This is a genomic window from Nonomuraea purpurea (genome assembly GCF_042650645.1).
GTDB lineage: Bacteria > Actinomycetota > Actinomycetes > Streptosporangiales > Streptosporangiaceae > Nonomuraea > Nonomuraea purpurea.
Genome location: NZ_JBHSBI010000002.1, coordinates 334,792 through 357,461, shown reverse-complemented (window position 1 = coordinate 357,461; position 22,670 = coordinate 334,792). Strand labels below are relative to the sequence as shown.

Here is a 22,670-nt window from a genome sequence, read left to right as displayed (position 1 = left end):
CCCGTTCGTGGTCCGACCGGATCATACGGACACGCCTGCGGCCGATCACGTGGCGGGTCCACGATGAGGCCATGGATGAGGCAGACCTTGACGAGCTTGTGGAGCGCGGCGGGCGCACGGATGAGGAGTGGGCGGCGCTGACACCGGAGGAGCGGCTACAGGCGCGCCTGGACGCCCGCATAGCGGCGAGTGAGCCGGTACCGCCAGAGGTTCGCGAGAGGGTGCGGCAGATGTACCGCGAGCGGATGGGCGAGTAGCGACTGGACGCAGAGAAGCCCCGCCGACGAGGGACGGGGCTTCTCTTTCCCCGCTTTCGCGGGGCCAATCTTGGATCCAAACAGGACTATGGGCCATTCCCGCTGGAGCGGGACCAACAGTTCGCCCCAACAGAACTGTGGATCACCCCCGCCGGAGCGGGGCCTAGGAGTTCTTACGGTAGCGCGTGTGGCTGGCGCCGGGGAGTTAGTGGAGAAGATCCCCCAATACAGCTTGACGCTGTACAGCGTGAGGCTGTACGGTCGGGCTCTCGAAAGAGGGAGAGCGACATGAACACCACCGCCGCAGCCGCACAGGCCAACGTCACCGTCGCGACCATCCGCGCCTGGTGCCGCCGCGGCGTCGTCACCGCCGTCAAACTCGCCGGCCGGTGGATCGTCGAAGCCCGCTCCCTCGCCCACCGCATCGCCCTCGGAAAGGCGACCATGAACCCACCGATCACCCTCACCGCCAAGGTGAGCACCCCCGGCGCGAGCATCGCTGTCCTCGGCGACGCCGACCAGCTCAAGGCCGCGTTCGAGACCGGCGCTCCCGTCACCCTCGACGGCAAGCACGCCGGCGAGGTCGTCTACCTCGGCCACGTGCGGCAGACGTACGACGACGGAATCGGCCGTGAGCGGATCGGCCTCGACCGCACGCTGGGCGAGTCGCCGAAGTTTCCCGGCCACACCATCGCCGCATACCTCGTGGACATGACCCGCCTGGATGGAGCGCCCCGTCTCGCTGAACTGCACCGCAAGGCGCAGGCCGCCGCCGCAGGCAACGCCGCCCGCGTCTCCGAGCGGGTCGAGCGTGAGGACGACCGCCTGGACAACCTGGCCGAGGACGGTGCGTGATGGCGACCGTGAACCTGTGCCTGCGCGACGACAGCGACCCCGAGCCGGTTGACCTCGACGCGCTCTCCCCACGCGCCCGCGCCCTGGCAGAAGCGGTTGCCCAGCGTCTCGGCGGACGCTGCACCATCTGGGTCCAGTCCGAGAAGACCATCCGGCAGACGATGCCCGATGCCGAGCGCTGGTACTCGGCCGACGAGCTCGACCAGCCGTACCGGATGGGCTGGTCCGGCTGGTCGCACTACCCCGCCGACTCAGTCATGTCGCAGCATGACTACCTGGAGCAGCAGTGCAGGCGCATCCCGCCCCAGTACTCGATCATTGGCGCGTTTGCCCAGCAGCCGGTTCCCTCGTACGAGGAGGGCGCGGCAGACAAGGGGATGACCAGAGACCAGGTCCTGAAGTGGTTGGAAGCGCACGGTCGGAAGATCGCGCCGAGCACGTGGAGTGCCTACACCGCGAGGGGGCAGGCACCGAAGCCGTCCCGCTACATCGGTCGCACGCCGATCTGGGACGAGGCCGACCTGATCGCCTGGCTGGAGCGCTAGCCTCTCCCACGGACGAGCCCCACCCGCCGCTGTGGCAGGTGGGGCTTTCGTCTGTCCGCATCCGGACAGCCGCCTGCGACAACCGGATCGTGACTTCTGCCGTCTCATCTCCTGTCACGTTCCACCCGCTACACACAGGAGTCTGCGTGTTCAAACGTCTCGTCGCCTCCGCCGCCCTGGCTGGCGCGGTCCTGGTCGCCCCTGTAGCCGCCGCGGGGACGGCTTCCGCTGCCGTCCATGCCCAGGCCTCCGCCGCTGCGTCGGCGTGCACGTACAAGCGCGACGGGAATGTATGGCGTTGCATCACCGCTGGCGCTTTCTGTCCCAAGGCGGCCCGTACGCGGTACGGGTACGCGAAGGTGACGAACAAGCGCTACAAGTGCACGCAGTACACGAAGGCCACCTGGCGGTGGAAGCGCGCCTAACTTCGGGGTGAAGCGGCCCAGTCCCTGACTGTCCAGGGGCGGGGCCGCTTCATTCCTGGCCGAGGTCAAGGCATCAAGACGGCGTCGAGGAGTTCCGCGTTCGCCTTTCCGAGGTCGATGACATCGCCGTGGAGGGGGACGACGTGGACCGGATGGTGCTTGGCATAGGCGGCCAGGGCCAGCGACAGCCTTGGCTCGCCGCTGGGCTCGGACAGGTACGTTCGGGCGTAGTCGAGGAAGTCGTCATCGACGCGGGAGCGGCCCTCCACCAGCATCAAGTTCTCCGGGCCGTACCGCTCCTCCAGCGCTCGGGCGGCGCACCGATCGGGCTTTTCCACGAGTTCGACCAGCAGGGCGCCGTCGGCGCCGTGCTCGGTGGCGATCACACCGCGCTCTTGAGCCAGGTCCGGTTGGTACGGACGTGCGAGGACTTCCACGCCGTCAGGGGGCTGCCGCAGTGCCGCCAGCGGGTTGGTCCCCGGGTACAGATTGTCGCCGTACACCACCAGCAGCTCGCCACCGCTGGAGGTCCCTTGACCGGCGAGGTGATCGGCGCCGTTGAGGACGGACGTGATGTCGCCGTAGCTGCCACGTTGCGGCACCCAGTCGATGGTCACGTCAGGGGGCAGGGCATCGTCGCGAAGGGCACGGCCAGCTGATCGCAGGTAGCGATGGTGCCCGTCGAGGGTCAGGGCCTGTCTTGCCCAGGCGACGAACGACTCGTAGTAGGGGTGGTAGACGATGACGACGTGGGCCGGGCCGAGGTAGGCGATCTCGTTCAGGATGTGGACGATGCCGGGCTGGCCGTCCACCGGCTGCCACTCCTTGGGCAGGTATCGGGCCCACTGGTGGACCCTGGTGCCCAGTCCTCCGGCGGCGATCACCACCCGTGACCGTCCATTCCCGGCCCCCGGCGCGGCCTGCCGGGGTACGGTGGCCGGGTGAAGGTACGTGTCACCGGCGTCGTCATCGAGGGCGACCAGATTCTGCTCCTTGACCAAGACACCGACACCGGCCGCTCCTGGTCGCTGCCCGGCGGAAAGGTCGAGCCGGGCGAGCCCATCGGCGACGCCCTGGTGCGGGAGATGCGCGAGGAGACCGGCATCGACGTGGAGGTCGGCCAGCTCCTGTACGTGTGCGACCACCTGCCCGGTGGCGGAACCCACGTCGTGCACCTGACGTTCGAGGCCACCCGGGTCGGCGGCAGCGTGGGCGCCGTCACCGAGGGCGCCGACACCACGCCGATCCGCGGCGTGCGGTTCGTGCCGCTGACCGACCTGCCGGCGATCGGCTTCTCCCCGCGGTTCGTCGAGCTGGCTCAGGCTGGATGGCCCGGCGCTGGTTCCTACATGGGCGCCAAGTCCAACATCGGCCTGTAACCGTGTGAACACCTCCACCAGTCGGCCGTCCAGCACGCTCAAGGGGAGGCTGCGCTCGGCCAGGCCGCTCATCCATTCGCCCAGCAGCCCGGCCACCAGGTCGGCCGGCATCGGACGGTCGGGATCGTCGGAGATGAGGCGGATGCCGACGCCGCGAGAGCTGCCCGCCAGGTGGCGGTGCCGCGGCCGCATGACTTCCTCCCACGTCGACGGGGTGTTCCACGCGGCCCCGGTCAGCCACCTGCTCACGGGCTCGTCGGCCAGGTCGGGCCCGTCAGCGCACCACACCTGGACGTTGCCGAGCAGGTGGTGGATGGCGTCGGCCGGCATGTCGTCCTGGACGACTGCCACGGTGTCGCCCTCCGCGTAGTCGGTGTTGGAGGCCTGCGCGCCGGCCATCAGGTCGGCCATCTCGGCCAGCTTCGGCAGGCGCGCGCCGTGGCGGGCCGCGAACGCGGCGGCGCCGATCCAGGTCACCCAGTACGCCGGATGGTTCTCGAACCCGGGGCTGACCGTCCACCGGCCGCTGACGGGGTCGCGGTGCAAGCGGCCACCTCGCTCGTGCGGCATCTCGCAGCACAGCAGGTAGGCGCCGCCGGAGCTGTTGTGCAGGCCCTGGTCGGCGAGCTCGTTGAGGAATGCGGCGAACTCGCCGTTCGATACCAGCAGGTTGCGCCAGTACAGTCCGCAGCGAGCAACGTATGCGACCGGAGTGTTGGAGGGGCTGATGTCGGGGCGCGGTGCCGGCGGGCGGCGGGCGGGCGGTGGTGCCAGCGTGTACAGGCTTTCTCCCGTTAGCCACCGTGTGGCCAGCGTCGTTACCGGTGCGGGGAAGACGCGCCGGGCCGCGAGGAGTGTCTGCTCTGCGGTCTCGCCCACCAGCTCGGCGGATCGGCTGTCGAGGTGTGCGACGAGGCTGGTCTTCGCCGTGGTGGTGGCGAACGTGTCGTCGCGGACCGGCTGGCAGTTGTCCGGCGGCGTCGTCGTGCTCGGGCGTGGGACGCCGTCCAACTCGGGCACGATGTGAGCCAGCCGTGCCCAGGACGTAGCTGGGTCGAGGACTGCCTCCTCGTAGGCGATCACGGTGAGTGGCCGGCCATCGCGGCGTCGGTCGAGGGCGGCGGCCAGGTGGAGCGTGTTCAGCACGTGCAGGCGCGTGAGAGCCACCGCCTCGGGGGGATCGTCGTCAGGCACGAGGTGGGCCAGACCGGTGCTCGACGCCGTGGCGGCGATCTGCCGATAGCGGTCTGGGTAGCGCCAGCGTGTGAACAGATCGCCGCGCCGGAAGGAGCTAGCGACGCCGAGCGGGCTGCGTGTGAGCACCACGGCGGGCGCGTCTGGGAATAGCGTCAGGACGTGCTCAACCGCAGTGAACAGGTTGGTCTCCTTGATCACCTGACGGGTTGGGCTGTACTTGGTGACGGCGAATGCTGTCAACCAGTGTCGCGCGTACGGCGTAAGCATCTGGTCGGCTTCGTCCAACCCGACCGGGTGCGTGTTGAGCGCCGACATTGGGTGGTCTGGTCCGAGCTGTTGCCGGAGCGGCTCGTTGTGCTGACTCATGAGAGGGCGCAGGCTGTCGGACAGCCAGTTCGAGCCGACCCGCTCCATGGTGCCCAGCACCAGCAGCGGCGCCAGCAGCCGGACGCCGCCCGCGCGAGCCGTCTCGCGTACGTCCGTCACTCTCGCCTGGATCTCGGCGACGATGTCTCCCGGCGTCGGCTGCGGGCCGGAAGCCGTCGGCATAGCCATCTCAGCCACGGTAGGTCCTCCTTCTGGCGCGGAGCTTTTCCTGTGCTCCAGCAAGCCCCGGACCTGCGCCTTTCTCCAAGGGCGTTTGCTCATGTCGGCAATAGGTTGCGTGTTTTGCAAACAGCCGCGCCGTCGGCGCGTGGGCCGGTTACGGTGAGGCGGGGACTCACGCATGCGGAGCAGCCGATGACATTACGTCACGCTGGCGAGATCGTAAGATCCGTTCGACGGGCCAAGGGCCTGACGCTCACCGATCTTGGCCGGTTGACTGGGTATTCCGCCTCTCAGGTCTCCCGTCTTGAGCGCGGAATCGTGCCCCTGACCGACACTGTGGTGCTGCGCAGCTTTGCCGCCGCGTTGGGATTGTCGCCAACGGTTTTCGGACTTCTCGACATCGGCGTCCACGCCATGACGGGACATGCTGTTACACCCAGCCATGCTGCGGATACAGTAAGTGGTGGGAGCTCTGACGACGAGGGGACCGATCCAATGCGGCGTCGCACACTACTCACTGCGGCTGGGCTGAGTATCCCGCTGTCACTACTTCGGGGCGTCGATGACGCCCTAGCAGTGCCGCAACTGCCGGATCGTCCCGCCGGGCCGGAAGAGGCCGCGCAACTACTGCGGGCAGCGCGCCGCCAGTTTGATGTGAGCGACCTGTCCGGCTTGACCGCTGCCTTGCCAGGGCTTCTGGCGACGGCTCGGGGGGCGGCTGATCAGGCCAATACGCCAGCCGCATGGGCGCTGGTCTCGGCAAGCTACGGCCTGGCGACTGACACCCTCAACAAGATCGGGAGCAAGTCCTCGGCCCAGATCGCCGCCGAGCGGGCGGTCCTGTACGCCGACCGTTCAGAAGAGCCGGTGACTCGGGCCGCCTCGATGCGGGCGCGGGGCATGATGCTGCGCAAGCAGGGGCGTCCCGACCTGGCCGCGATCCTCATGACGCGGGGCGTCGACCAACTGGAGGCGACCGGCCTGAAAACGACAGCCCAGGTCGACATGTACCTGCGCATCCTGTGCGCGCGGGCGTACACCTACTCATGGGCGGGTGACCGGGATCGCGCCCTGGAGGGGATCGCCGAGGCCGAGCATGCCGCCGTCAGGGTTCCGGCCATGAGCCCGACAGCCAAGCCGTTCACGGTGCTCTATCGCTCCAACATCCACTATGTCCTTGGCGACGCAGGTTCCGCGCTCCATGCCGCCCAGAACCTGCGGGACGAGATGTTCTTCACGCCCGAGCGGCGCGGACGTCTGAACACCGACCTCGCCCGCTACTGGGCACAATGGGGCAAGCCCGAACAGACTGCAGCAGCTCTGCTGGCAGCGCACCAGCATGCGCCGGCGGAGGTGCTTGACCGGCCGTCTATTCGGATGATCGCGGCCGAGCTGGTGGAGCGCCACCCCCGGGTCGCTGGCGTATCCCAGCTCGCCAGGGCCATCAGTCGCCCTCTGACCATGCCCGTCGCCTGACGCTGTAGCCGTACAACGCGAAGGAGCCCCCGCCCGGATTGGGCGGGGGCTCCTTCGCGTCCACATTCGGCCATAGTTTTCCATGTGAAAACATCAAGCATCATGCTACTGTTTTCACATGGGAAACCTGCCGCAAGTCCTCTGTGACATTCGCGCTCGCCGCAACGCCGAAGTCACCTTCGGCTACGTGATGCAGGACGGTACCTTCGTCTGGGTGCGCGGCATCGTGCTCAGCTACTACGGCACCGAAGAGCGCGGCATTACCGGTGTCAGAGTCCGCTACACGGGACCGGTCAACCCGCACTTCTTCAAGTGGCAGGACTCCTCTGGCCATGCAGTCGTACCGTTCAACGTCGCAGGCATCGAAAAGGGTGAGGCGATCCGCGCCGAGCGGGAGTGCGAGAAGCGCCGAACCGAACGCGCCGCCTACCGGGCCGCGAACCCGGCCACGGACAAGCAAATCCGCTTCCTACAGGACCTGCATGCCAAGGCTGGACGCCAAGCGCCCGCTGATCTCGATCAGATCAGCAAGGCCGAAGCAAGCGAACTCATTGGAGCGCTGGAAGACGAACTACACCCGATTCAGGCACGGCGTGGCTGCTGCCAGAGCTGCGGTGGCCCGCTCAACCCGCACGGCGACCTCGACGGCCTGCGCGGTGTGCGCGGCCTCTGCTACGACTGCATATAGGACGAACATGACAGACAAGGACAACAAGGGCGGAAGGCCCTCCATTGGCAAGCAGGTCAGCGTCACCATCCCCGAACCGATCCTGGACCAGGTAGACGCCATGGCCAAAACCGCAGACGCCACCAGGGCCGATGTCCTGCGAGAGATCGTCGTCTCCGGCGTCCGCGCACGCACAGGACCCGGAGACAGCCCCATGGAGACAACCCTCGCCCCGATCGCCGAGACGATGGCGACGTGGATCGGCTCCAACGACGCAGAAAAGGTCACGGGGCGGTTCCGCCTCTTCAGAAGACTCGCCCCAAACCCGTACAAGCTGGCCAAACTATTCCAGACGGCCTACGGGCAACTCGTCTTGGACGGACACCATCCGTCCATACCGAGCCCGGCAGCGCTCGACCTCGTGACCAGCAAGGGGCATGACGGGTGGCGCTCCCGCACGGTCCTGTTCTTCATGACCATCAACACCCTGATCGATCGCGGCATCAGTGTCCGCGCCGATGCGGACGACGACGATGAGATCGACTTCGGCCCCAAGCCAGAGGACGACGAACCGGATTACGCGTAGCCGTACAACACGAAGCCCGCCCGATCCCGAAGGATCAGGCGGGCTCTCGCTTGTCACCAGTACATCCACTTGGCGTGGCCTCGATGTCGGGTCGGCTCCGGCTCAACACCCTTCAGCAGGGCGAGCCGTACACGCTGACGTGCCCGCCGCTCGTACATGTTGCAGTCTCTGCCGACCCCGGCGTAGGAGCCGCCGACGCAACGCATGAAGACCTTGCCGTCCTCCGTCTGAAGGCGGAGCGGCATCGTGTTATCCGTGCGGGACATTACGGGTCCTGTCTAGGCCCGCCAGTCGTTCTGGCGTGACCCTAGAAGTCCGCGCCCGTGAAGCGTCCACTCATGCGATCACCGTACCGAAACGGGAGAAGGGCCGGGCCACCCCGAAGGATGACCCGGCCCCGTGAGAGTCCAGCCAGTTACGTAACCAGGGTCTCCCCTGGGGTTCTCCACGATTGAGCCCTCTGTCCCTGCCCGCCGCAGCGCGGGCAGTCGGGCACTGGACTCCCAATCCAGACGACGCCCGAAAGCGCCCCTGGCTGGTTGCGAGAGACCGGACTCGGGCGATGCCGTCCTCCGGGATCAGGGCAGCGGAACGAACTCCGCGCCCTTGCTTCTGAAATGGTCGGCGACCCGCTGTTCAGGCTTTCCTACAGCCCAGCGGGCGATCGGGGCGGCATCGACGACACGGCCATCCCGGACCACGATCGCAAACGTCGCGAAGTCCAGGGACACCCATATCCACCGATCCACCCCGCCACGCTAGCGAGTCCGACCGACGAAATCTGGGCTCAGTTCAGGCGCCGCGGCTCGGACTGCTCAGCGTTCGGCGTGATGTACACGCCCAGCGCCGTCAGCACCGCCAGGACGCTGTTCACCAGCTCCGTGGTGGTGAACACGTCATCCGACACCGCAGCGTTGACCACCACAGCAGCCGCGAAGAGAGCAGCGACGACGCTCTTTGCTACCTTTCCGACCTTCATGAAGACCTCCTACCGGGCCATGTAGCCGAAGCTGAAGTTGTAGGACTTCGACTCGCTGTCGGAGCCGAGCGTGATCCACGCGGTGTCCCAGGCGGCCCACTTGTTCGAACCGGACGGGCCGTTGTTGAAGATGTGGCCGTTGTAACCGCAGGCCGTCCGCATGTTCGCGTACACGTGGCGGACGTTCGCCCGGTCGACGCCCGGCGTGCCAGCGCCCATGTGGATGCGGAGAACAGCACCGCTGGGCAGCTCGTCAGCGACACCACCCGACGCGACGGGCAGGACGCCGGCGGCGAGCTTGAACGTGTTGCAGCCGGTCGTCTTGTCTCGGCCGCGCGCCCACGCGTCCTGCAGCAGCAGGTTCGCGACGTTGACCGGCGTCTCGGTGACGTTCTTGACCTCGACGAACTCGGCGTTCCTGTTCGTCGATGTGTCCGCGCCATAGGCGTTGTAGCCGATCGCCGTGATGTCCAGGGCAGCGATCGGCGCGGTGGTACTGGTGGCCGAGGCCGGGCTGCCCGTCAGGCCAGCAGTGGCCACGACGGCAGCGAGAAGGACCGCGCTCTTGGAGATGCGCATTTTGAGGATGCTCCTACATGAGGTGACATAAAGAGAGTGCCTCCGCATCCGGCGGGGCGCTCCAGGTGAGCCCGGGACAGGGCTCGTCAGTTGGCCTCGCCTTCGAGGCCGGGCACGCGCTCAGGCGTGCGGTCGTCCGCGAGCTCGGGATGCTGCGGAAGCGTTTTAAGGATCGGCCACCAGCGGGCGACCAGGCCGTCGCTCACGGTTCAGGCTTCCCACTGCAGAGACAGGCCGAGCGCGTGCCGGACGCCGTCGTACCGCTCGTTGGCCTGCGTGACGCGCTGGATCTGGAAGTCGATGGGCAGCCCTGTGCGGACACGGCCCAGTTCGGAGATGGCGGCGCACACGAGCGCCCACCGGCCGTCCGTCTCGTCAGGCTTGGCATGGCCGGGGAACAGCGCGTCGAACTCGTCGTCCGGCAGCATCAGCCGCACATCCACATCCCGCCACTGCTTTCCTCGCGCGGCCGAGCCGACCAGGTAGGGCGTATGGCCGAACGCCTCGCCGATCTCTCTGCCGAAGGAGTTCAGATGCAGGAGGGCGGGCATGCCCACACCCGCGCTCACGACACCCGCAGCAGGGCTCGCCAAGTGAGCGGCCCAACGATCGCGTCGTCGTCGAGCTTCTTGATGCGCTGATAGCCGCGGATCAGCCCCGCAAGCTCGTCGTCGTACTTCGTCCGGTCCAGCCACGACTTCAACCCGCCCGTGGCGTACACCGCCTCGGGCAGATAGCCGCGCTGGAGCAGGAGCCCCCGCGCGGTCTTGACGTCGTAGTTGTCGTCCTTGGGCCGCAGCAGGGGTAGATCCGTCAAGAGCTTCTCCGTCCATGACAGGGCAGGCGCCGCAGGCTCACCACGCAGCAGGGCGGCGACGTCGGCGCGGAAGTCGTTCATGTTGATGCCGTGCGGGTCGGGCTTCTGCCGGTTGACCTCTTTATGGCCTTTCACCCGCGAGGCGCTCAATCCGAACTCGCGGCACAGCTCCGCACACAGCTTCTTGTAGGCGTCCAACTGGTCGTCCGGCCACGGCTGGCTGCCGTTGTTCTCGGCCTCGATGCCGATCGAGCTGGAGTTGTCGTGGTAGGCACTCGTCGAGGGCGCGTTGTGCCAGCACCGCCCAGCGGCGATGACGTAGATGCGGCCCGACCTGCCGAGCCCGAACTGGGACAGCGGCCCGTCCAGCCCTGGCCGGCCCGACCTGACCACGCCCAGGGACGGGTAGTCGCCACCGCCCGTCGGTCCGGCCGTGTGGTGGCAGACGACGCCTTGCACCTCCGGCTGAGGCCCGTGGCCCCTCGACTTCCACCCGCTCACCTCCGTCACCGGATATCCGGTACGGCGGGCCACCTTGGCGAGTTGCGTCAGGTACGGCATCAGGTCTCCTCCACAGGTATGCCGGCGCGCGAGAGCTGCAGGCGTAGGTCGGCGACGGTGCGCTCCAGGTCGGCGATCTGCCCGCGCAGGGCTTGGATCTGGGCTCGCATGCCTGCGCTTGAGTCCTGTTCTTGGGCGAGCTGGTGGGTGACGGTGTCCAGGCGCGTCCGGACTCGTTCTAGCTGCTCCTCCAGCGTTTGGAGGGCGCTCTCGTAGATCTGTTTCGCCCTGTCGTAGGCGGCAGCGTCTACTTTGGACTGCTCGATCGTCGTGGTGGCCTTCGACGTCCGGTACGTGAAAGCGCCTCCGGCCACCGTCCCGGCTAATGCGATGAGCGCTATCCACATCTCAGGCGTCACGAACACCGCCCTTCGCAACAGAAGCCATGATCATGACCGCGCCAGCGGCCAGCAGCCAGATCGCCGCTGAGATGTAACCGCGCGGTAGAACGTCGAACGCCCATGCCCCCAAGTGCAGCAACGCCCACGCGATCTTCAGAGCAGTCGCAGCCGTATACGCGACCCGGTCCTGCGTCGTCCACGCCTGCGCCAGGCACAGCACACCTACGGCAGCCCAGGTGGCAGCCCACACCGAGAGCGGCAGCATGCCTGCAATAAACGCGTACGTCGGCGTGGCTCGCGTCTCCGCCGGCGCCCACGCGAGCCCGGAAGCGTAGGTGAGGTCGAACGCGGCCAGCAGGAGCAGGAACGCTCCCCGCTGGCTCAGACGCCGTTTCAGGGCTGTCAGGCGTGCTCGCACGCGGCTACCTCCGTACATGGTCGTCGCGGCGAAGAAGAGGGTGTGCCGCCCGTCCCGCACCCTCGACAGACGGGCGGCACGGACAAGGGGCGGCGGTCAGGTATTGATGAAGCCCGCACCGCGGAGCAGCGTCACCACGCTGAACACGTAGGCCCGGGTCGCGACCGCGTCCGCGCGCAGGTTGTTGTACTGCGTTGCGTTGGGCGTGCCCCCGATGTCCCCAGAGATGAAATTCGCCTGGTTATCGATCGCCGGGGCTTGCTCGAACATGCGTTTGATCTTGCCTGCAGCGTTGACCGAGAAGACGTCGCCGCCGGTGCAGCCGATGTGGCAGGTGCCCGCGCTCACCGAGGGGATCGACATGTTGCTCAGCAGCCATCCCTGCGAGGCCGCCGTCGTCGGCTGACGTGCACGCAGCAGGGCCTTGAGCTCCTCGACGTCGCGCTCCAACTGGCGGATGCGGACGGTCAGATCGTTGGGGTAGAGGTCAGGCACCGGGCACCTCCTGGCCCTCGAGGATGAGTTTGGCCTGCTCTTTGCCGTCTGAACGGGACGTTGGAGTGATGGCGATACCGATGACACGTCTCGTGCGCCACGTGCTCCTGTGCCATTCGTTGTCGAAGTACAGGCGGGCAGCGTCCCCCAGGCGGTTCGGGGTGAGAGACGGGTCTCGCCCGAACGTCACCGTCACCTGGTCGACGCGCAGCGCGCCGCCGGCGCGGGCCGCCCAGAACGCGGCGTAGTCCTCGAGCGTGCTGGTCTCGGAGACGGTGCTGTAGGAGAGCGTCCTGTCCAGGCGCGGCCACCCGGCAGCCAGGTGTGCCGTCGCCTCGTGAACGGTAGAGACGAGCGGCGTGCCACTCGTGGACGCGTCCGTGGAGGCGCTGGAACCACGCGCCCGCCACCTCGTGGCCCCACGGAGCGCATCGATCTCCTCCGACCATTCCAGGATGTCACCGCCGGACCGTCCATCAGCGAAGAGGTGCGGCGGCGGGTCCAACGTGCCGAGCGTCGGGTAGCCCCACACCCAGCGGCGGACGAGTGCCCCGTCAACCACTTCGAGATTGATGGACCACTCGAACCCGTTGTCGACCTGGGCAAGCTCAAGGAGTCGCGCCCCGTAGGTGCCGCCTTCCGACTCCAGGTAGGTGCGGTCTCTCGGAACACCGCTGGTTCCGTCCTGGAGGACCAGGCTGATGTTGGCGTGATTCCGCGCCATCAGGTGATTGAGCAGCCCGCGAGCGATGTCCACCTGGTCTTGGCCTGCGTAGAACAGGTCATCTTGGAGTTCGACCCTGGACAAGTAGGCGTCCAGTGTGCTGCCCCTCAACGCGATGGCGGGGGTGCCGCGGCGGCTTCGTGAGGGGGTGGCGGAGGTGATCCAGTACTCCCCCCAAGGCTCACCCTCCCTGATCACCTGGATGGTGATGACGCCAGGACCGCGGTCGAGTTGAGTTTCATCGCGCGGGATGATCTCGGCGATTTGGTCTCCGATCCGGCGGGACGGGATCGGGAGCGTCGCGCTGAAAGCGCCCGGCTGCAGGAGGCGCTTGTCGAAGCTCACCCCGACCAGATCGAGATCGCCCAGGTACTCCCGAGTCAGAAGGTTGGTGACCACATACCGGTAGGTGCTGGATCCCTTGCCGGGCGCGTACGGCTGCACCACTGGCGGTTCGGGGGGCTCCACCTCGGCGCTCGCCACCAGCACCGTCAGCCCGGCGCCGTAGTCGATCCGGGAGCTCGCCATGTGGGGCTGGGTGTTGATGTACGCCGTGCTGGCGTAGCCGCGCCACACCAGGCTGCCGGTAACGAAATCGTCCGACTGCAGATCCACGAGTTCCGTGTACGTGGACGGCGGTGTCCACGAGATGTGCACGTCGGCAGGTGGGATGGCGCCCACCCAGCGCAACTCCACCCCGGACGCCGTCGACGGGGTCGCGGCCGGAGAGAAAACCGTAGACGTGGCCACCTCGAGCGGGCTGGCGACCACCGTCGGACGGGTCGGAACCGCTCCAGAGATCGCGACGATAGCCGCGATACCGTCCGATGTGGACGCCATCGTGATCTGGTAGGTGTTCGGCTCGACCGCCGCGGCGACCCTCCAGTACACGTCCACCGCGGACAGGTGCGTCGACGGCCCGGTGACCCGCCCGACCAACTCCCAGCCGCCGGAGATGCTGATGGGGCCCGTGCCGCCAGAGTCGATGGAGACAAACGCGAGCATCGTCATGCCCGCCGACACGCCGACGGGGAGGGGGACAGTGAACGAGTTGCCGCTTGGGCCGGACCCAGACGAGACAGAACGGACGAAGGCGGTCACGACTCACCCGCCTGTCACCGATCAGATCACCGCGTGCCGCCAAAGGAAGTCCGCGCCGGCGCTACCACCTGACCCGGCGGAGAAGGCAATCGTGTTCGGCCCGGCTTGGAGGACGAAGTCACCCACCGGCACCGAGTTCCCGGCCAGGGTGGACATCTGGTTTTCGCCTGCAGCGGTGACGGTGGCGTTCTTCGTGTCGATCGCCAGCAGGTCGCCGTCATTGATCGAGATGTTGAACCGGATGGTCCTGTTGAGTGTCTGGTTGACGAGGACCGGATTCGTCACCGGGCCTTCCAGTCTGATGAGCGGGTATGTGGACGCGTTGCCGATGTTCGCCAGCGTGGTCGGCGTGCCTATCGGTACCGTCACGCCTTGGCGTTCCAGGCTGTACAGGCGAGGGTCACCGCACGCGATGATCACGCCGACCGATGGGAGCCCGGCGTTGTAGTCGCCGTCCAGCTCCAGTGGCCGGTCCACCACCTGCCCGTAGGCGAGCTTCGGCGCACCGTACGCTTTGATCACCAGCGGTAGCGGTTCCTCGTCTTCGGGGATGCCGGTGGCGGCCCAGATGTCGTCGATGAGCGCCTGGACTTGGGTGGGGTCGTCGGCGGAGTTGAGCTGCAACTTGATCGACACGATCCGCTGCTGGGCCACCTTCCGGGCATCCCACGCCCCGTGCGCTCCAGGCCGTTCCACGTTGAGGTTGTCGATGCTGGGCGAGTCGTACCAGCCGCTGACCGGCAGCAGCACCCTGACGTTCGTTGCCGGACCCCAGAGGGTTCCGTTCCATTCGACCTCGCCATTCCCGCCGGTGAGGCTGTCACCCGGTTTGACGGGGATCGTGACGCTGAGCGAAGGCCACTCAGAGATCGACTCGAAGGCGGGCAGCGTGAAGCGCGCCTCGTACCGGAAGCCGAGCCCCGGCCATTCACTGGCCGACTCGAACGGCGGCAGGAACAGGTTGACGTTCGGGGTGTGCACCTCGAGCGCGGGCCACTCCGACGCCGACTCGAACGCCCCGAGCGTCACGGTCTGGCGGGAGTAGCGCAGACGCCCGTTGATCAGGACCGGGATCGGGCGGGACCTGCCGAGACGAGCCACACGCCCTCCCTAGTAGTAGGCGGCGCGCTGAACAGCCTGGCTAAACAACCGCGGCGGCGGGGCGACATAGATGGCCGACGCCACAGCCACAGTGAACCCGATGGGGTCCCAGACATCTGGGACGACGGTGAAGTTCAACACCCCCGTGGGCGCTCCGCTTGTCAATGCTTTCGACGCCAGAGCCTCGGCAGGGTAAAGGCCGGACTGCACCTGCGTGTGAAGCGTGTACCCGGCAGGCTGGGTGAATGTGACTGCAGCCTCTGGCCCCTGCCCGATCGCGCACCGCAACTCCAGGTCATCAGCGCCTGTCGGGGTGATACCAGGAGTGGGAACAGTTAAGGAGTTGCCGTCTGTGCCCGTTTGGGCGACTACCGGAGTCGTGGTCCTGGCACCAGATACGGAGGCGACGATGACCACGCCGTCGGCGGTGCCTTCCTGCGCGAACCCGTATGTGCTCGGCTCCGACGCACCCGCCACTTTCCACCAAACCTTGCCGCCTGCAATGCCGTTCCACGATCGCTGAGCCAGCAGTTGCCATGTCGTCCCACCGGTCGGAGTTGACATGTCCGCAAGCGTGCCCAGGTCGGCGACCTGGAAGGCCAGCATCAAGTCCGACGCCACCACGGTCGGCCGGTCACACGTGTAGGAGGGCGTTGCGGAGGAGGCGGAGGTAACGGCGCGCACCGAGGCCGCCACTCAGCTCTCCCCTGCCCGAGGGTGTGGCTCTCTTAGCGTGGACATGACCACCTCCAGGCATGCGAAAGGGCCGCCCTAGAGCGACCCTTGGCGAGAAAGAATGTTGGACTAGAAGACGCGACGGCGTCGCTTGGGCAATGCGGAACCAGCCGTCTCGCGATAGACACGGCTCACATGCCCACCGCTTACGGGGAAGATCTCCGCCGCTTCCGCATACGAGTGCCCCGACTGCACGAACTCGACTAGCTGCCGCACCTGCTCGGCGGTTAGCTTCTTCCGAACCCGGATGCGCTTCTGAACAGATCCACCTTGGGGCTTGCCGCCACGATTAGCGGACTGCGTAGCTCGCGATGCCCAGCGGACGTTTCCCGGGGCATAGTCACCAGCGTTGTCGATCCGATCTAGCGTCATTCCTGACGGGCATGGCCCGATCTCGGCTTCGACGTCGCGTACGAAGGTCGCCGGATCCATCCATGGCGTGTGAACCTTGATTCCACGGCCACCGTAGTAGTGGAAGTCGAAGGCGAGCGGATTCGTACAGCGCCGGACCATCTGCTTCCAGAGCGCGTAGATCCGCGTTCGGGAGAGTCCGTGCTTACGGTTGCGGCGGCCTCTATCTGCAATGATCTCGTTCTTCAGGCAACCGCACGACTTGCTCAGCCCCGCGACGAGATTCGTGCCGACCACGGCCCTTACTGTTCCGCAGTCGCAACGGCAGTTCACCGCTAGCCGATCCGACGGGTCAATGACCGTCCATCGACCGTAGCGGTCGCCCGCCTTGATGGGGTGCTTCACCCGCCCACGCGCTCTCTCCGCCGCTAGTTCTCGACTGAGACAGCCACAGGACTTGGTCGCTCCCGACTTCAGGCCGCCGATGAAGACCGGGCGTTCCGTCCCGCAGTCGCACCGACAAGGAACGTTACGCGTGCCGGGGATGCGCTCGCCAACCACAGTCCACCGGTTGAAACGCTCCCCTAATTGAGGTGTCATTTCATAAGCATATATCGAACGCCTATTCTTCCCACACGATGTACGTCCACGCATCAACAGCGGTACCCGCGTGCACGCGGGCCCGCAGAAAGCGGGAGGGGGCGACGCGAAACTCCCGACCCAGGGGCCATGCCCACTTGTACTGCGCCGTCGGGGCGATCTTCTGAGCGTCGCCCATCCGCGTCGCTGTGATCGTCCCCTCCGAGGAGGCGTTGTAGCCCGTCGCGGACGTTCCGAGCGTCATCAGAGAGGCCGGCGCGTTCGGATCGTCGTACGGTTGCACCCCTGCCGAGACGTGAGCAGTGACAGTCGCCGCCGCGTTGGCGTCGATCAGTTCGACGTTCACGGGGGTCGCGGCGGTGGAGCCCTCGAACGAGATCCCCCACTCGACGACCTTGATACCGCGCGTAGACGGCGTGGCCACCTGCAGCAGCGTCTTGATGCTCGTGCCGGTGTTCACGTCCGCCATCGCGGCGCTCGTGGCCATGGCAGCGGAGGCAGCCCAGTAGAGAGGCATCCTGGCCCCTTTCAGCAGAAAGCCCCGCACGCCGGCGGGGCTGAGGGTGGGAACGAGGTCAGGTCAGGCGGGATCGCGGAGCACGGTCCGCCACGCGCCGTCGGCATGGAACGCAATCTCAAAGTCGCCGTCCGAGGTGGTCTTCGCCCCTTCGAAGTACCTGAACAGGAACGCCCGGTCCGTAAGGCTCGGACAGTAGATGAGCAGCCCTTCGGCGCTGATCGTGGTGGCCGTCCAGGTGACGGTGGCGAACTGCCAGCCCACCTTGTTCGTGGCCGCCAGCATCGTGAACCCAGTCACTGTCAGGTCTTGGCCGCCGGATGTGTATCCGGGCCCGGAGGTCTCCCCGGCGTTCCAGGGCGCTACATTCCACGCTGGGTTCGTCTGGGAGAAGGCCGGGACCACCGCGCCTGTGTACAGGGCCCCTTTGAAGAGCCCCGGTGTGGTGTCGCCCAGGTCGATGCTGAGCTGGTTCCGCATCCGCTTCACGTAGCTGTCGACAAACCAGGCATCCTGCGTGATAGCCACGCCGCCTCCTATCTGAGGTTGATGCGGACGTGCTGCCGTTCCCGGCCGTCCGGCGTGGTCTCCTGCGTGGTCTCGTGGCCTGCCTGATCGGTGACCTTCTTGAAGTGGCCCCCGTCGGCGGTGCGCCACTCGGTGACCTGGTCGCGGGTGTTCCAGGACCAGCCGCCTGCCCTCACCTGGATGGCCTTGCGGCGGAGCCTCTCCCCGTAGGTGAGGCCGTCTTCGCTGTCTTCAGGCATGGCTCAGCCCGCCCTCCTGTCTGATCGAAAGAAAAGGCGGGCTTAGCCGCGGCTGTCGAGAACCATGCCGATCTTGGCCGTGACGACATCAGCGTCCACGGTCTCCCGGATCGTCGTCCCGGTGAGCGTCACCGTCTTGTTGACGACCGTCGTCCCGCCCGAGGGCGCACCTCCGGCCCCTGCGCTGGAGCCCGAAAACGCCGCGATCTGGCCCGGCGACATCTGCTGAGGCGCGCTCATCCTGCTGTAGTTCGACAACCCGGACGAGCCCGTGCTGTAGCCGCTGGAGGTGTGGCCCTCTATCAGCCCACCTTGCGAGGGCCCTGACCCGGCGACCATGCCGCCCTTGGAACTGGACGTGCTGCCGCCCTTGCCGCTCTTGCCCTTAGCGGTCGGCTTGGACCCAGAAGCACCCGCCTCCGCCTGGCTGATCGCCACGCTCAGGGCGTCCACAGTGGACGCCAGGTCACCGATCGAGGCCGACATGGAGTCTGCCGCGCCGGACACCGACTGGCCCACCAGCGACACCGCACCATTGACCACCTGAGAGCCTGCGATCCACGACGCGTTGAGCTGATCGGCGCTGGACCCCACCTTGCCGATCGTGGACGTCAGAGACCCGGCCTGACCCATCGTCGATTGCAGAGCGCCCATTGTGGCCTCAAGGCCGGACGCGATCTGCAGGCCGGACGAGTCGATCGTCACCGACAGGGCCGACAGGTTCTCGGCCGCCCTCTGGTTGTTAAGGGTGAGACCGAAGTCGTTCGCGACCTGGCCCAGCAGGGCGACGGCTCTGTCTCGGAACTTGGCCTCGTACGGGATGAACGCCTCTGTCGCTCCCTGGCCGGAGCTTCCTTCGCCGTACAGGACCGTGGGCTTGCCGACCACCTGAGGCGGCTGAGGACGGACCTGCATCCCGCTCGCCGCCGCGACGAACCCGCCGGCCGCGTACGGGAAAAGCCCGCCCGCTGCCTGCGGCTTCCTGATGCTGACCGGAATCTCCAACGGCTTGATGTACATGTTCAGCAGGTCCCGCAGCGCCTGCTTCGCCTTCTCCGTGTTGGCATTGATCTCGATCTCTTTACTTTTAAGCTGGGCCAGCATGTCGCGCAGCCCCTTGGCGCTGGTCATCGCCTTGTTCGCGTCTTCGCGGCTGATGCCGTACGCCTCCGCCAGCTTGAGGATCTGCTCGCGCGCCTCCTGGTTCTTGCCCGCCAGAGCGGACAGTTGCGGAAGCTGCTCCAGGATGGTGCGGGTGCCGTCCGTCGTCCGCCCAGACAGCGTCTGCGCACCGTCCGCGGCGACCCGGACGGACTCGATGTACGCGGCGAACTTCTCCCGGGCGAGCACGACGGCGTTCCGCTGCTCGTCGGTCATCCGGGTATTCACCTGGAGTTTCCCGCTGGCCGCCTCGATCGCCTTCTCAGCCTCGTTGTAGGCCGTCTTCATGTTCTGCAGCGCCTGTAGGGCGTCCGTCCGGCTGCTGAAGGTGGTGAGCGACTGGTTGAACCCGTCGAGCCGCTGCTTGGCTTGGTCGACCCCGGACGCCGCCTCTGTCGACGCGCTACCGGCAGCCTTGACCGCCTGACTGTAGCCGGGCAGCAGTGCGCGGAGCTTGTCGACGTCGGTACCGGTCAGGCCTGACTGCTTGCCCAGTTCGGCGACCAGCCGCGCCGCCTCCTGGCTGTTGCCTGACTGCACCATTTGCGTGAGCGTCTTGTCGAAGTTCTCCAGCCGTTGCCGTCCGGTGTCCATCGTGTAGAAGCTGTCGGTGAGCCCGGCGATGTTGTTGCCCAGCTCCATGAACGGGTTGTCGCTGTTGAGCCGCTTAACGGTGTCGCCCAGAGACTCGAACTGGCCCACCGTGGGTGCGAACCACGTCGTGCTTCGGCTCATGTCGGCTGCGAGGGTGTCGAGGTTCGACCCGAACGTGTTCAGCATCTGCGCCGTGGGCTGCCCCTTCGCTGACAGGTCCGTCATGCGCTGCGCCAGCAGCTCAACGTCGGGGTTCAGCCCGCCCAGGTTGTCACTGAGCTGGTCGACAGCGATGGCGGCGCCGGCCACGATCGCGGCCATGCCGCCGCCTGAAGTGATCACACCCTTCAGCCCGCCGAGTTTGCCCTTCGCGGTGTCCGCCGAAGCGCCCGCCTTGTCGAGGCTGCCGGACAGGCTGTGCCACCACTCGGCCGCACCGGAGATGGCCTGGTAGCCCTTTACGGCGGCGACCGTGGCGGCGATAGCGACCGCCAGAGCCTGGATCTGGCCCGGCGACATCTTGGACAGCACGTCAGCGAGCAGCACGAAGGCACCCAGCTTGAGGGTGGCGCCGAGCTTCGCCGCGGCGAAGATCAGACCCACGCCGGTGGCGACCGCCTCGATCTGGCCGGGGTCCATGCTGGCCAGCTTCTCCGACAGGTTCACCAGGAAGTCGAGGACGCCGGGAGCCGCCCCGGCACCCACAGACAAGATCTTGCCGACGAACTCCGCGATATTGCCGAGCACTTCGCCGACCTTCGGCCCCTGCTCCTGCACGTATCGAACAAACGCCTCAAACTCGGGCGACCCCTTGAGTGACTGTCCCCAGTTCTCGAACCCCTGGGTGGCGTCCTCCAGGAACGTCATCAGGTCGTCCGTGTAGGGCAGGAACGCCTGGATCACCCCGGCAAGACCACCGGCGACGTTCCCGGCGGACGCGCCGAGCCCTTCGATCGCCCGCGGCGCCTTCTCGGTCAGGTCGTCGAAAAACGACGTCCACTGCTCGGACTGGAGTCCCTTGTTCGTCTGGTCGATGAGCTGCTTGAACGCGCCCGCGCTGGCCTTGATCAGCGGAGTGCCGGTTTTCATGCCCGTGTTGAGCAGGTCCAGGCCACTGCGGATCACCGGGAACACGTCCGGCTGGAGACTCCTCTGCCACGCGACATAGGAGTCCTGGAACTTCTTGATGTCCTTGGCGAGCGCCTGCTCGGCCTTGCTGAGCTCAGCGAATTTCGAAGCGGCGCCGCCAGCAGCGCCGCCCGCCTGCTGCATGGCAGCCCGCTGCTGGAGTTGCAGCACGGTCAACTGCTTCTGCGCCTCGGCCAGGTCTGCCTGCGCCTTGATCAGCTTGTCTTGAGCGCTGCGGACCTGGTCGGACCCTTCGATGCCCTTCTTGTCGGCCGCGGCCTTGTCCTCCTGGAGGCGCTTGGTGCGGACCCGCTGGTCTTCCAGGCGCTGCACAGCCTGCCGATAGTTGAGCTCCGCCCGCTGCCTCTCCAAGTCGGTGGCCTTGGGGTCGGCCTGCACCTCCGCGAGCCTGACGCGAGCCTCCTCGACCGACAGGGCGGCGTCTTCCTCGGCCAACGCCGCGTCCTTGACGCTGAGGGCGTAGTCCTCGATCGCCCGCTTGGCGTCCTGCCTCGCCCTGGTCAGGTCCTCCTGGGCCGCCTTGACGCCCTTCTGGGCATCGGTGACACGCCGCTCCGCCTGCTCCAGTTGCAGGGCGCGCGAAGCCGCCTCCGCCGCGGACTGGGCGGCCGACTTGGTTGCCCCACCAGCACCACCCGCGGCGGACTCCTGTTGCTTGAGCGCTTCGTTGATCCGGCCCAAGCTCGGCACAGCCACCGCGGCGAACCCGGCCGCGCCCGCGCCGGCGGCGGTGAAAGCCCCGGCGAGCGCGCCCACGCCGACCGCGATCGTCGTCACCGCGGGGAGCGACGCCAGGGCCGCGCCCACCAGTGAGATCGCCATGAGAGCGCCGCCGACGTCGGCGTTGACGTTGACGCGGGCGGTCTTGCCGTCGACCCGGTTCACTTCGGCAGAGATTGCCCGCAGTTCCGCCAGTGCGCTGCCGGCGTTGACTCGGACGTCGATGTCGTTCGACTTGGTGAGGGCGGCCAGTTCGCGTTCGAGGGCGGCGATCTGCGCCATCGCGGCTGCCGAGTCGAGGTCGACCCCGATGCGCTTGTCGGCGAGTCCGACCAGCGCCGCACGCAGTTCGGTGATCTTCGCCTGCGCAGACGTCGAATTGGCGTCCAGTTCGATCTTCGGCAGGGACCGCGCCGCCATCTCGACCTGGGCCCGCAGCCGGTCAGCGAACGTGCGGTCCGCTTCGATGTCGATCTCGACCTTCTGGCCGTCGAGCCGCTGCACCTCGCGGTTGATCGCGTTGAGGTCGGCGAGCGCGTTGCCGACGTCGGCCTTGACGTCGAACGACGCCCCGTGCTCAACGGCTTCCAACTCGCGTTGGAGTGCGGCCATCTCGACGAGCGCCTGGGAGGCGTCGATGTCGACGCCGATCTCCTTCTTCGACAGCGCTTCAAGCTTCGACCGCAGCTCTGCGAGCTTGATGTCTGCGGGCTTGGAGTTCGCGTCAATCTCGATCTTGGGGAGTTTCTTGGTGGCGTCCTCAAGCTTGCGGCGGAAACCCTGGGCGAACCCTGCCGTCTCCGCGAACTTCTTGTTCAGGCCGGTCAGGTTCTTCTTGACACCGTTCGCCCCAACCTCAAATTCCTTGATCTTGAGGCGGAGTCGGACGGAGACGGAACGATCTGCGATCTTGACCACCTCCGGACACGGAGACCCAAAAGGGGGCCAAAGACGGGAATGATCATTACGAGTGGTGCAACGCTGCCAACCACACGTCCACGCGAGACGTCCTGAACCTCACCAG

At 66.9% G+C, this 22,670-nt stretch carries 24 protein-coding genes and 1 pseudogene; 7 read left to right on the top strand and 18 right to left on the bottom strand.

The window, feature by feature from the left end:
* Positions 1-71 precede the first annotated feature (71 nt).
* The 4 genes from ACFOY2_RS05525 (at position 72) to ACFOY2_RS05510 (ending at position 3,461) form a co-directional block, all read left to right on the top strand.
* Complete coding sequence (locus ACFOY2_RS05525) at positions 72-257, top strand: hypothetical protein (RefSeq protein WP_379526808.1); 186 nt, start codon at positions 72-74, stop codon at positions 255-257.
* A 288-nt stretch (positions 258-545) separates the two neighbouring features.
* Entirely contained in the window at positions 546-1,112 is a 567-nt protein-coding gene (locus tag ACFOY2_RS05520) for a hypothetical protein (protein ID WP_379526807.1), read from the top strand.
* The gene (locus ACFOY2_RS05515; RefSeq protein WP_379526806.1) at positions 1,112-1,657 is read left to right on the top strand and encodes a helix-turn-helix transcriptional regulator; all 546 of its coding nucleotides are present in this window, start codon (positions 1,112-1,114) and stop codon (positions 1,655-1,657) included. Before ACFOY2_RS05520 ends, ACFOY2_RS05515 begins: the two co-directional genes overlap by 1 nt.
* A gap of 1,366 nt (positions 1,658-3,023) precedes the next feature.
* Positions 3,024-3,461, top strand: coding sequence for an NUDIX domain-containing protein (locus tag ACFOY2_RS05510; RefSeq protein WP_379527002.1), 438 nt, complete (start codon positions 3,024-3,026; stop codon positions 3,459-3,461).
* A gap of 354 nt (positions 3,462-3,815) precedes the next feature.
* On the opposite strand, the pseudogene ACFOY2_RS05505 reads toward ACFOY2_RS05510, so the two are convergent.
* A pseudogene (locus tag ACFOY2_RS05505) lies at positions 3,816-4,925 on the bottom strand (SUMF1/EgtB/PvdO family nonheme iron enzyme); the annotation flags it as partial.
* 474 nt (positions 4,926-5,399) lie between these two features.
* On the opposite strand from ACFOY2_RS05505, the gene ACFOY2_RS05500 reads away from it, so the two are divergent.
* From ACFOY2_RS05500 to ACFOY2_RS05490, 3 genes are all read left to right on the top strand, one after another.
* On the top strand, positions 5,400-6,683 hold the full coding sequence (locus tag ACFOY2_RS05500; RefSeq protein WP_379526805.1) for a helix-turn-helix domain-containing protein: 1,284 nt from the start codon (positions 5,400-5,402) through the stop codon (positions 6,681-6,683).
* A gap of 118 nt (positions 6,684-6,801) precedes the next feature.
* On the top strand, positions 6,802-7,371 hold the full coding sequence (locus ACFOY2_RS05495; protein WP_379526804.1) for a hypothetical protein: 570 nt from the start codon (positions 6,802-6,804) through the stop codon (positions 7,369-7,371).
* Positions 7,372-7,378: 7 nt separating this feature from the next.
* Positions 7,379-7,936: a ribbon-helix-helix domain-containing protein gene (locus ACFOY2_RS05490; protein WP_379526803.1), complete on the top strand. Its 558-nt coding sequence runs from the start codon at positions 7,379-7,381 to the stop codon at positions 7,934-7,936.
* Positions 7,937-7,989: 53 nt separating this feature from the next.
* Here ACFOY2_RS05490 and ACFOY2_RS05485 read toward each other — a convergent pair whose 3' ends face one another.
* The 17 genes from ACFOY2_RS05485 to ACFOY2_RS05405 form a co-directional block, all read right to left on the bottom strand.
* Positions 7,990-8,181 (bottom strand): hypothetical protein, encoded by a 192-nt coding sequence (locus ACFOY2_RS05485; protein WP_379526802.1) that lies wholly within the window; start codon positions 8,179-8,181, stop codon positions 7,990-7,992.
* 333 nt (positions 8,182-8,514) lie between these two features.
* Entirely contained in the window at positions 8,515-8,667 is a 153-nt protein-coding gene (locus tag ACFOY2_RS05480) for a hypothetical protein (RefSeq protein WP_379526801.1), read from the bottom strand.
* Positions 8,668-8,723: 56 nt separating this feature from the next.
* The gene (locus tag ACFOY2_RS05475) at positions 8,724-8,915 is read right to left on the bottom strand and encodes a hypothetical protein (protein WP_379526800.1); all 192 of its coding nucleotides are present in this window, start codon (positions 8,913-8,915) and stop codon (positions 8,724-8,726) included.
* 9 nt (positions 8,916-8,924) lie between these two features.
* A complete protein-coding gene (locus tag ACFOY2_RS05470; protein ID WP_379526799.1) occupies positions 8,925-9,494 on the bottom strand; it encodes a hypothetical protein in 570 nt (189 codons plus the stop codon).
* Between the two features lie 209 nt (positions 9,495-9,703).
* Positions 9,704-10,063, bottom strand: a complete 360-nt coding sequence (locus ACFOY2_RS05465; RefSeq protein WP_379526798.1) for a hypothetical protein — start codon at positions 10,061-10,063, stop codon at positions 9,704-9,706.
* Positions 10,060-10,872 carry a peptidoglycan recognition protein family protein gene (locus ACFOY2_RS05460; protein WP_379526797.1) on the bottom strand — a complete coding sequence of 271 codons (813 nt, stop codon included), beginning with the start codon at positions 10,870-10,872 and terminating at the stop codon, positions 10,060-10,062. The genes ACFOY2_RS05465 and ACFOY2_RS05460 overlap by 4 nt, the downstream gene beginning before the upstream one ends.
* Positions 10,872-11,231, bottom strand: a complete 360-nt coding sequence (locus ACFOY2_RS05455) for a hypothetical protein (RefSeq protein ID WP_379526796.1) — start codon at positions 11,229-11,231, stop codon at positions 10,872-10,874. Before ACFOY2_RS05455 ends, ACFOY2_RS05460 begins: the two co-directional genes overlap by 1 nt.
* Positions 11,221-11,631 carry a hypothetical protein gene (locus ACFOY2_RS05450; RefSeq protein ID WP_379526795.1) on the bottom strand — a complete coding sequence of 137 codons (411 nt, stop codon included), beginning with the start codon at positions 11,629-11,631 and terminating at the stop codon, positions 11,221-11,223. Before ACFOY2_RS05450 ends, ACFOY2_RS05455 begins: the two co-directional genes overlap by 11 nt.
* Positions 11,632-11,727: 96 nt before the next feature.
* A complete protein-coding gene (locus ACFOY2_RS05445; RefSeq protein WP_379526794.1) occupies positions 11,728-12,126 on the bottom strand; it encodes a hypothetical protein in 399 nt (132 codons plus the stop codon).
* Positions 12,119-13,855, bottom strand: a complete 1,737-nt coding sequence (locus ACFOY2_RS05440) for a hypothetical protein (protein WP_379526793.1) — start codon at positions 13,853-13,855, stop codon at positions 12,119-12,121. Before ACFOY2_RS05440 ends, ACFOY2_RS05445 begins: the two co-directional genes overlap by 8 nt.
* Before the next feature lie 117 nt (positions 13,856-13,972).
* Entirely contained in the window at positions 13,973-15,052 is a 1,080-nt protein-coding gene (locus ACFOY2_RS05435) for a phage distal tail protein (protein WP_379526792.1), read from the bottom strand.
* A gap of 9 nt (positions 15,053-15,061) precedes the next feature.
* Positions 15,062-15,748, bottom strand: coding sequence for a hypothetical protein (locus ACFOY2_RS05430; RefSeq protein ID WP_379526791.1), 687 nt, complete (start codon positions 15,746-15,748; stop codon positions 15,062-15,064).
* A gap of 108 nt (positions 15,749-15,856) precedes the next feature.
* The gene (locus tag ACFOY2_RS05425) at positions 15,857-16,435 is read right to left on the bottom strand and encodes a hypothetical protein (RefSeq protein WP_379526790.1); all 579 of its coding nucleotides are present in this window, start codon (positions 16,433-16,435) and stop codon (positions 15,857-15,859) included.
* A 325-nt stretch (positions 16,436-16,760) separates the two neighbouring features.
* On the bottom strand, positions 16,761-17,225 hold the full coding sequence (locus ACFOY2_RS05420; RefSeq protein ID WP_379526789.1) for a hypothetical protein: 465 nt from the start codon (positions 17,223-17,225) through the stop codon (positions 16,761-16,763).
* Positions 17,226-17,318: 93 nt separating this feature from the next.
* Positions 17,319-17,783 (bottom strand): hypothetical protein, encoded by a 465-nt coding sequence (locus ACFOY2_RS05415; RefSeq protein ID WP_379526788.1) that lies wholly within the window; start codon positions 17,781-17,783, stop codon positions 17,319-17,321.
* An 8-nt stretch (positions 17,784-17,791) separates the two neighbouring features.
* The gene (locus tag ACFOY2_RS05410) at positions 17,792-18,022 is read right to left on the bottom strand and encodes a hypothetical protein (RefSeq protein WP_379526787.1); all 231 of its coding nucleotides are present in this window, start codon (positions 18,020-18,022) and stop codon (positions 17,792-17,794) included.
* Between the two features lie 42 nt (positions 18,023-18,064).
* Positions 18,065-22,564 (bottom strand): hypothetical protein, encoded by a 4,500-nt coding sequence (locus ACFOY2_RS05405; protein ID WP_379526786.1) that lies wholly within the window; start codon positions 22,562-22,564, stop codon positions 18,065-18,067.
* Positions 22,565-22,670 lie beyond the last annotated feature (106 nt).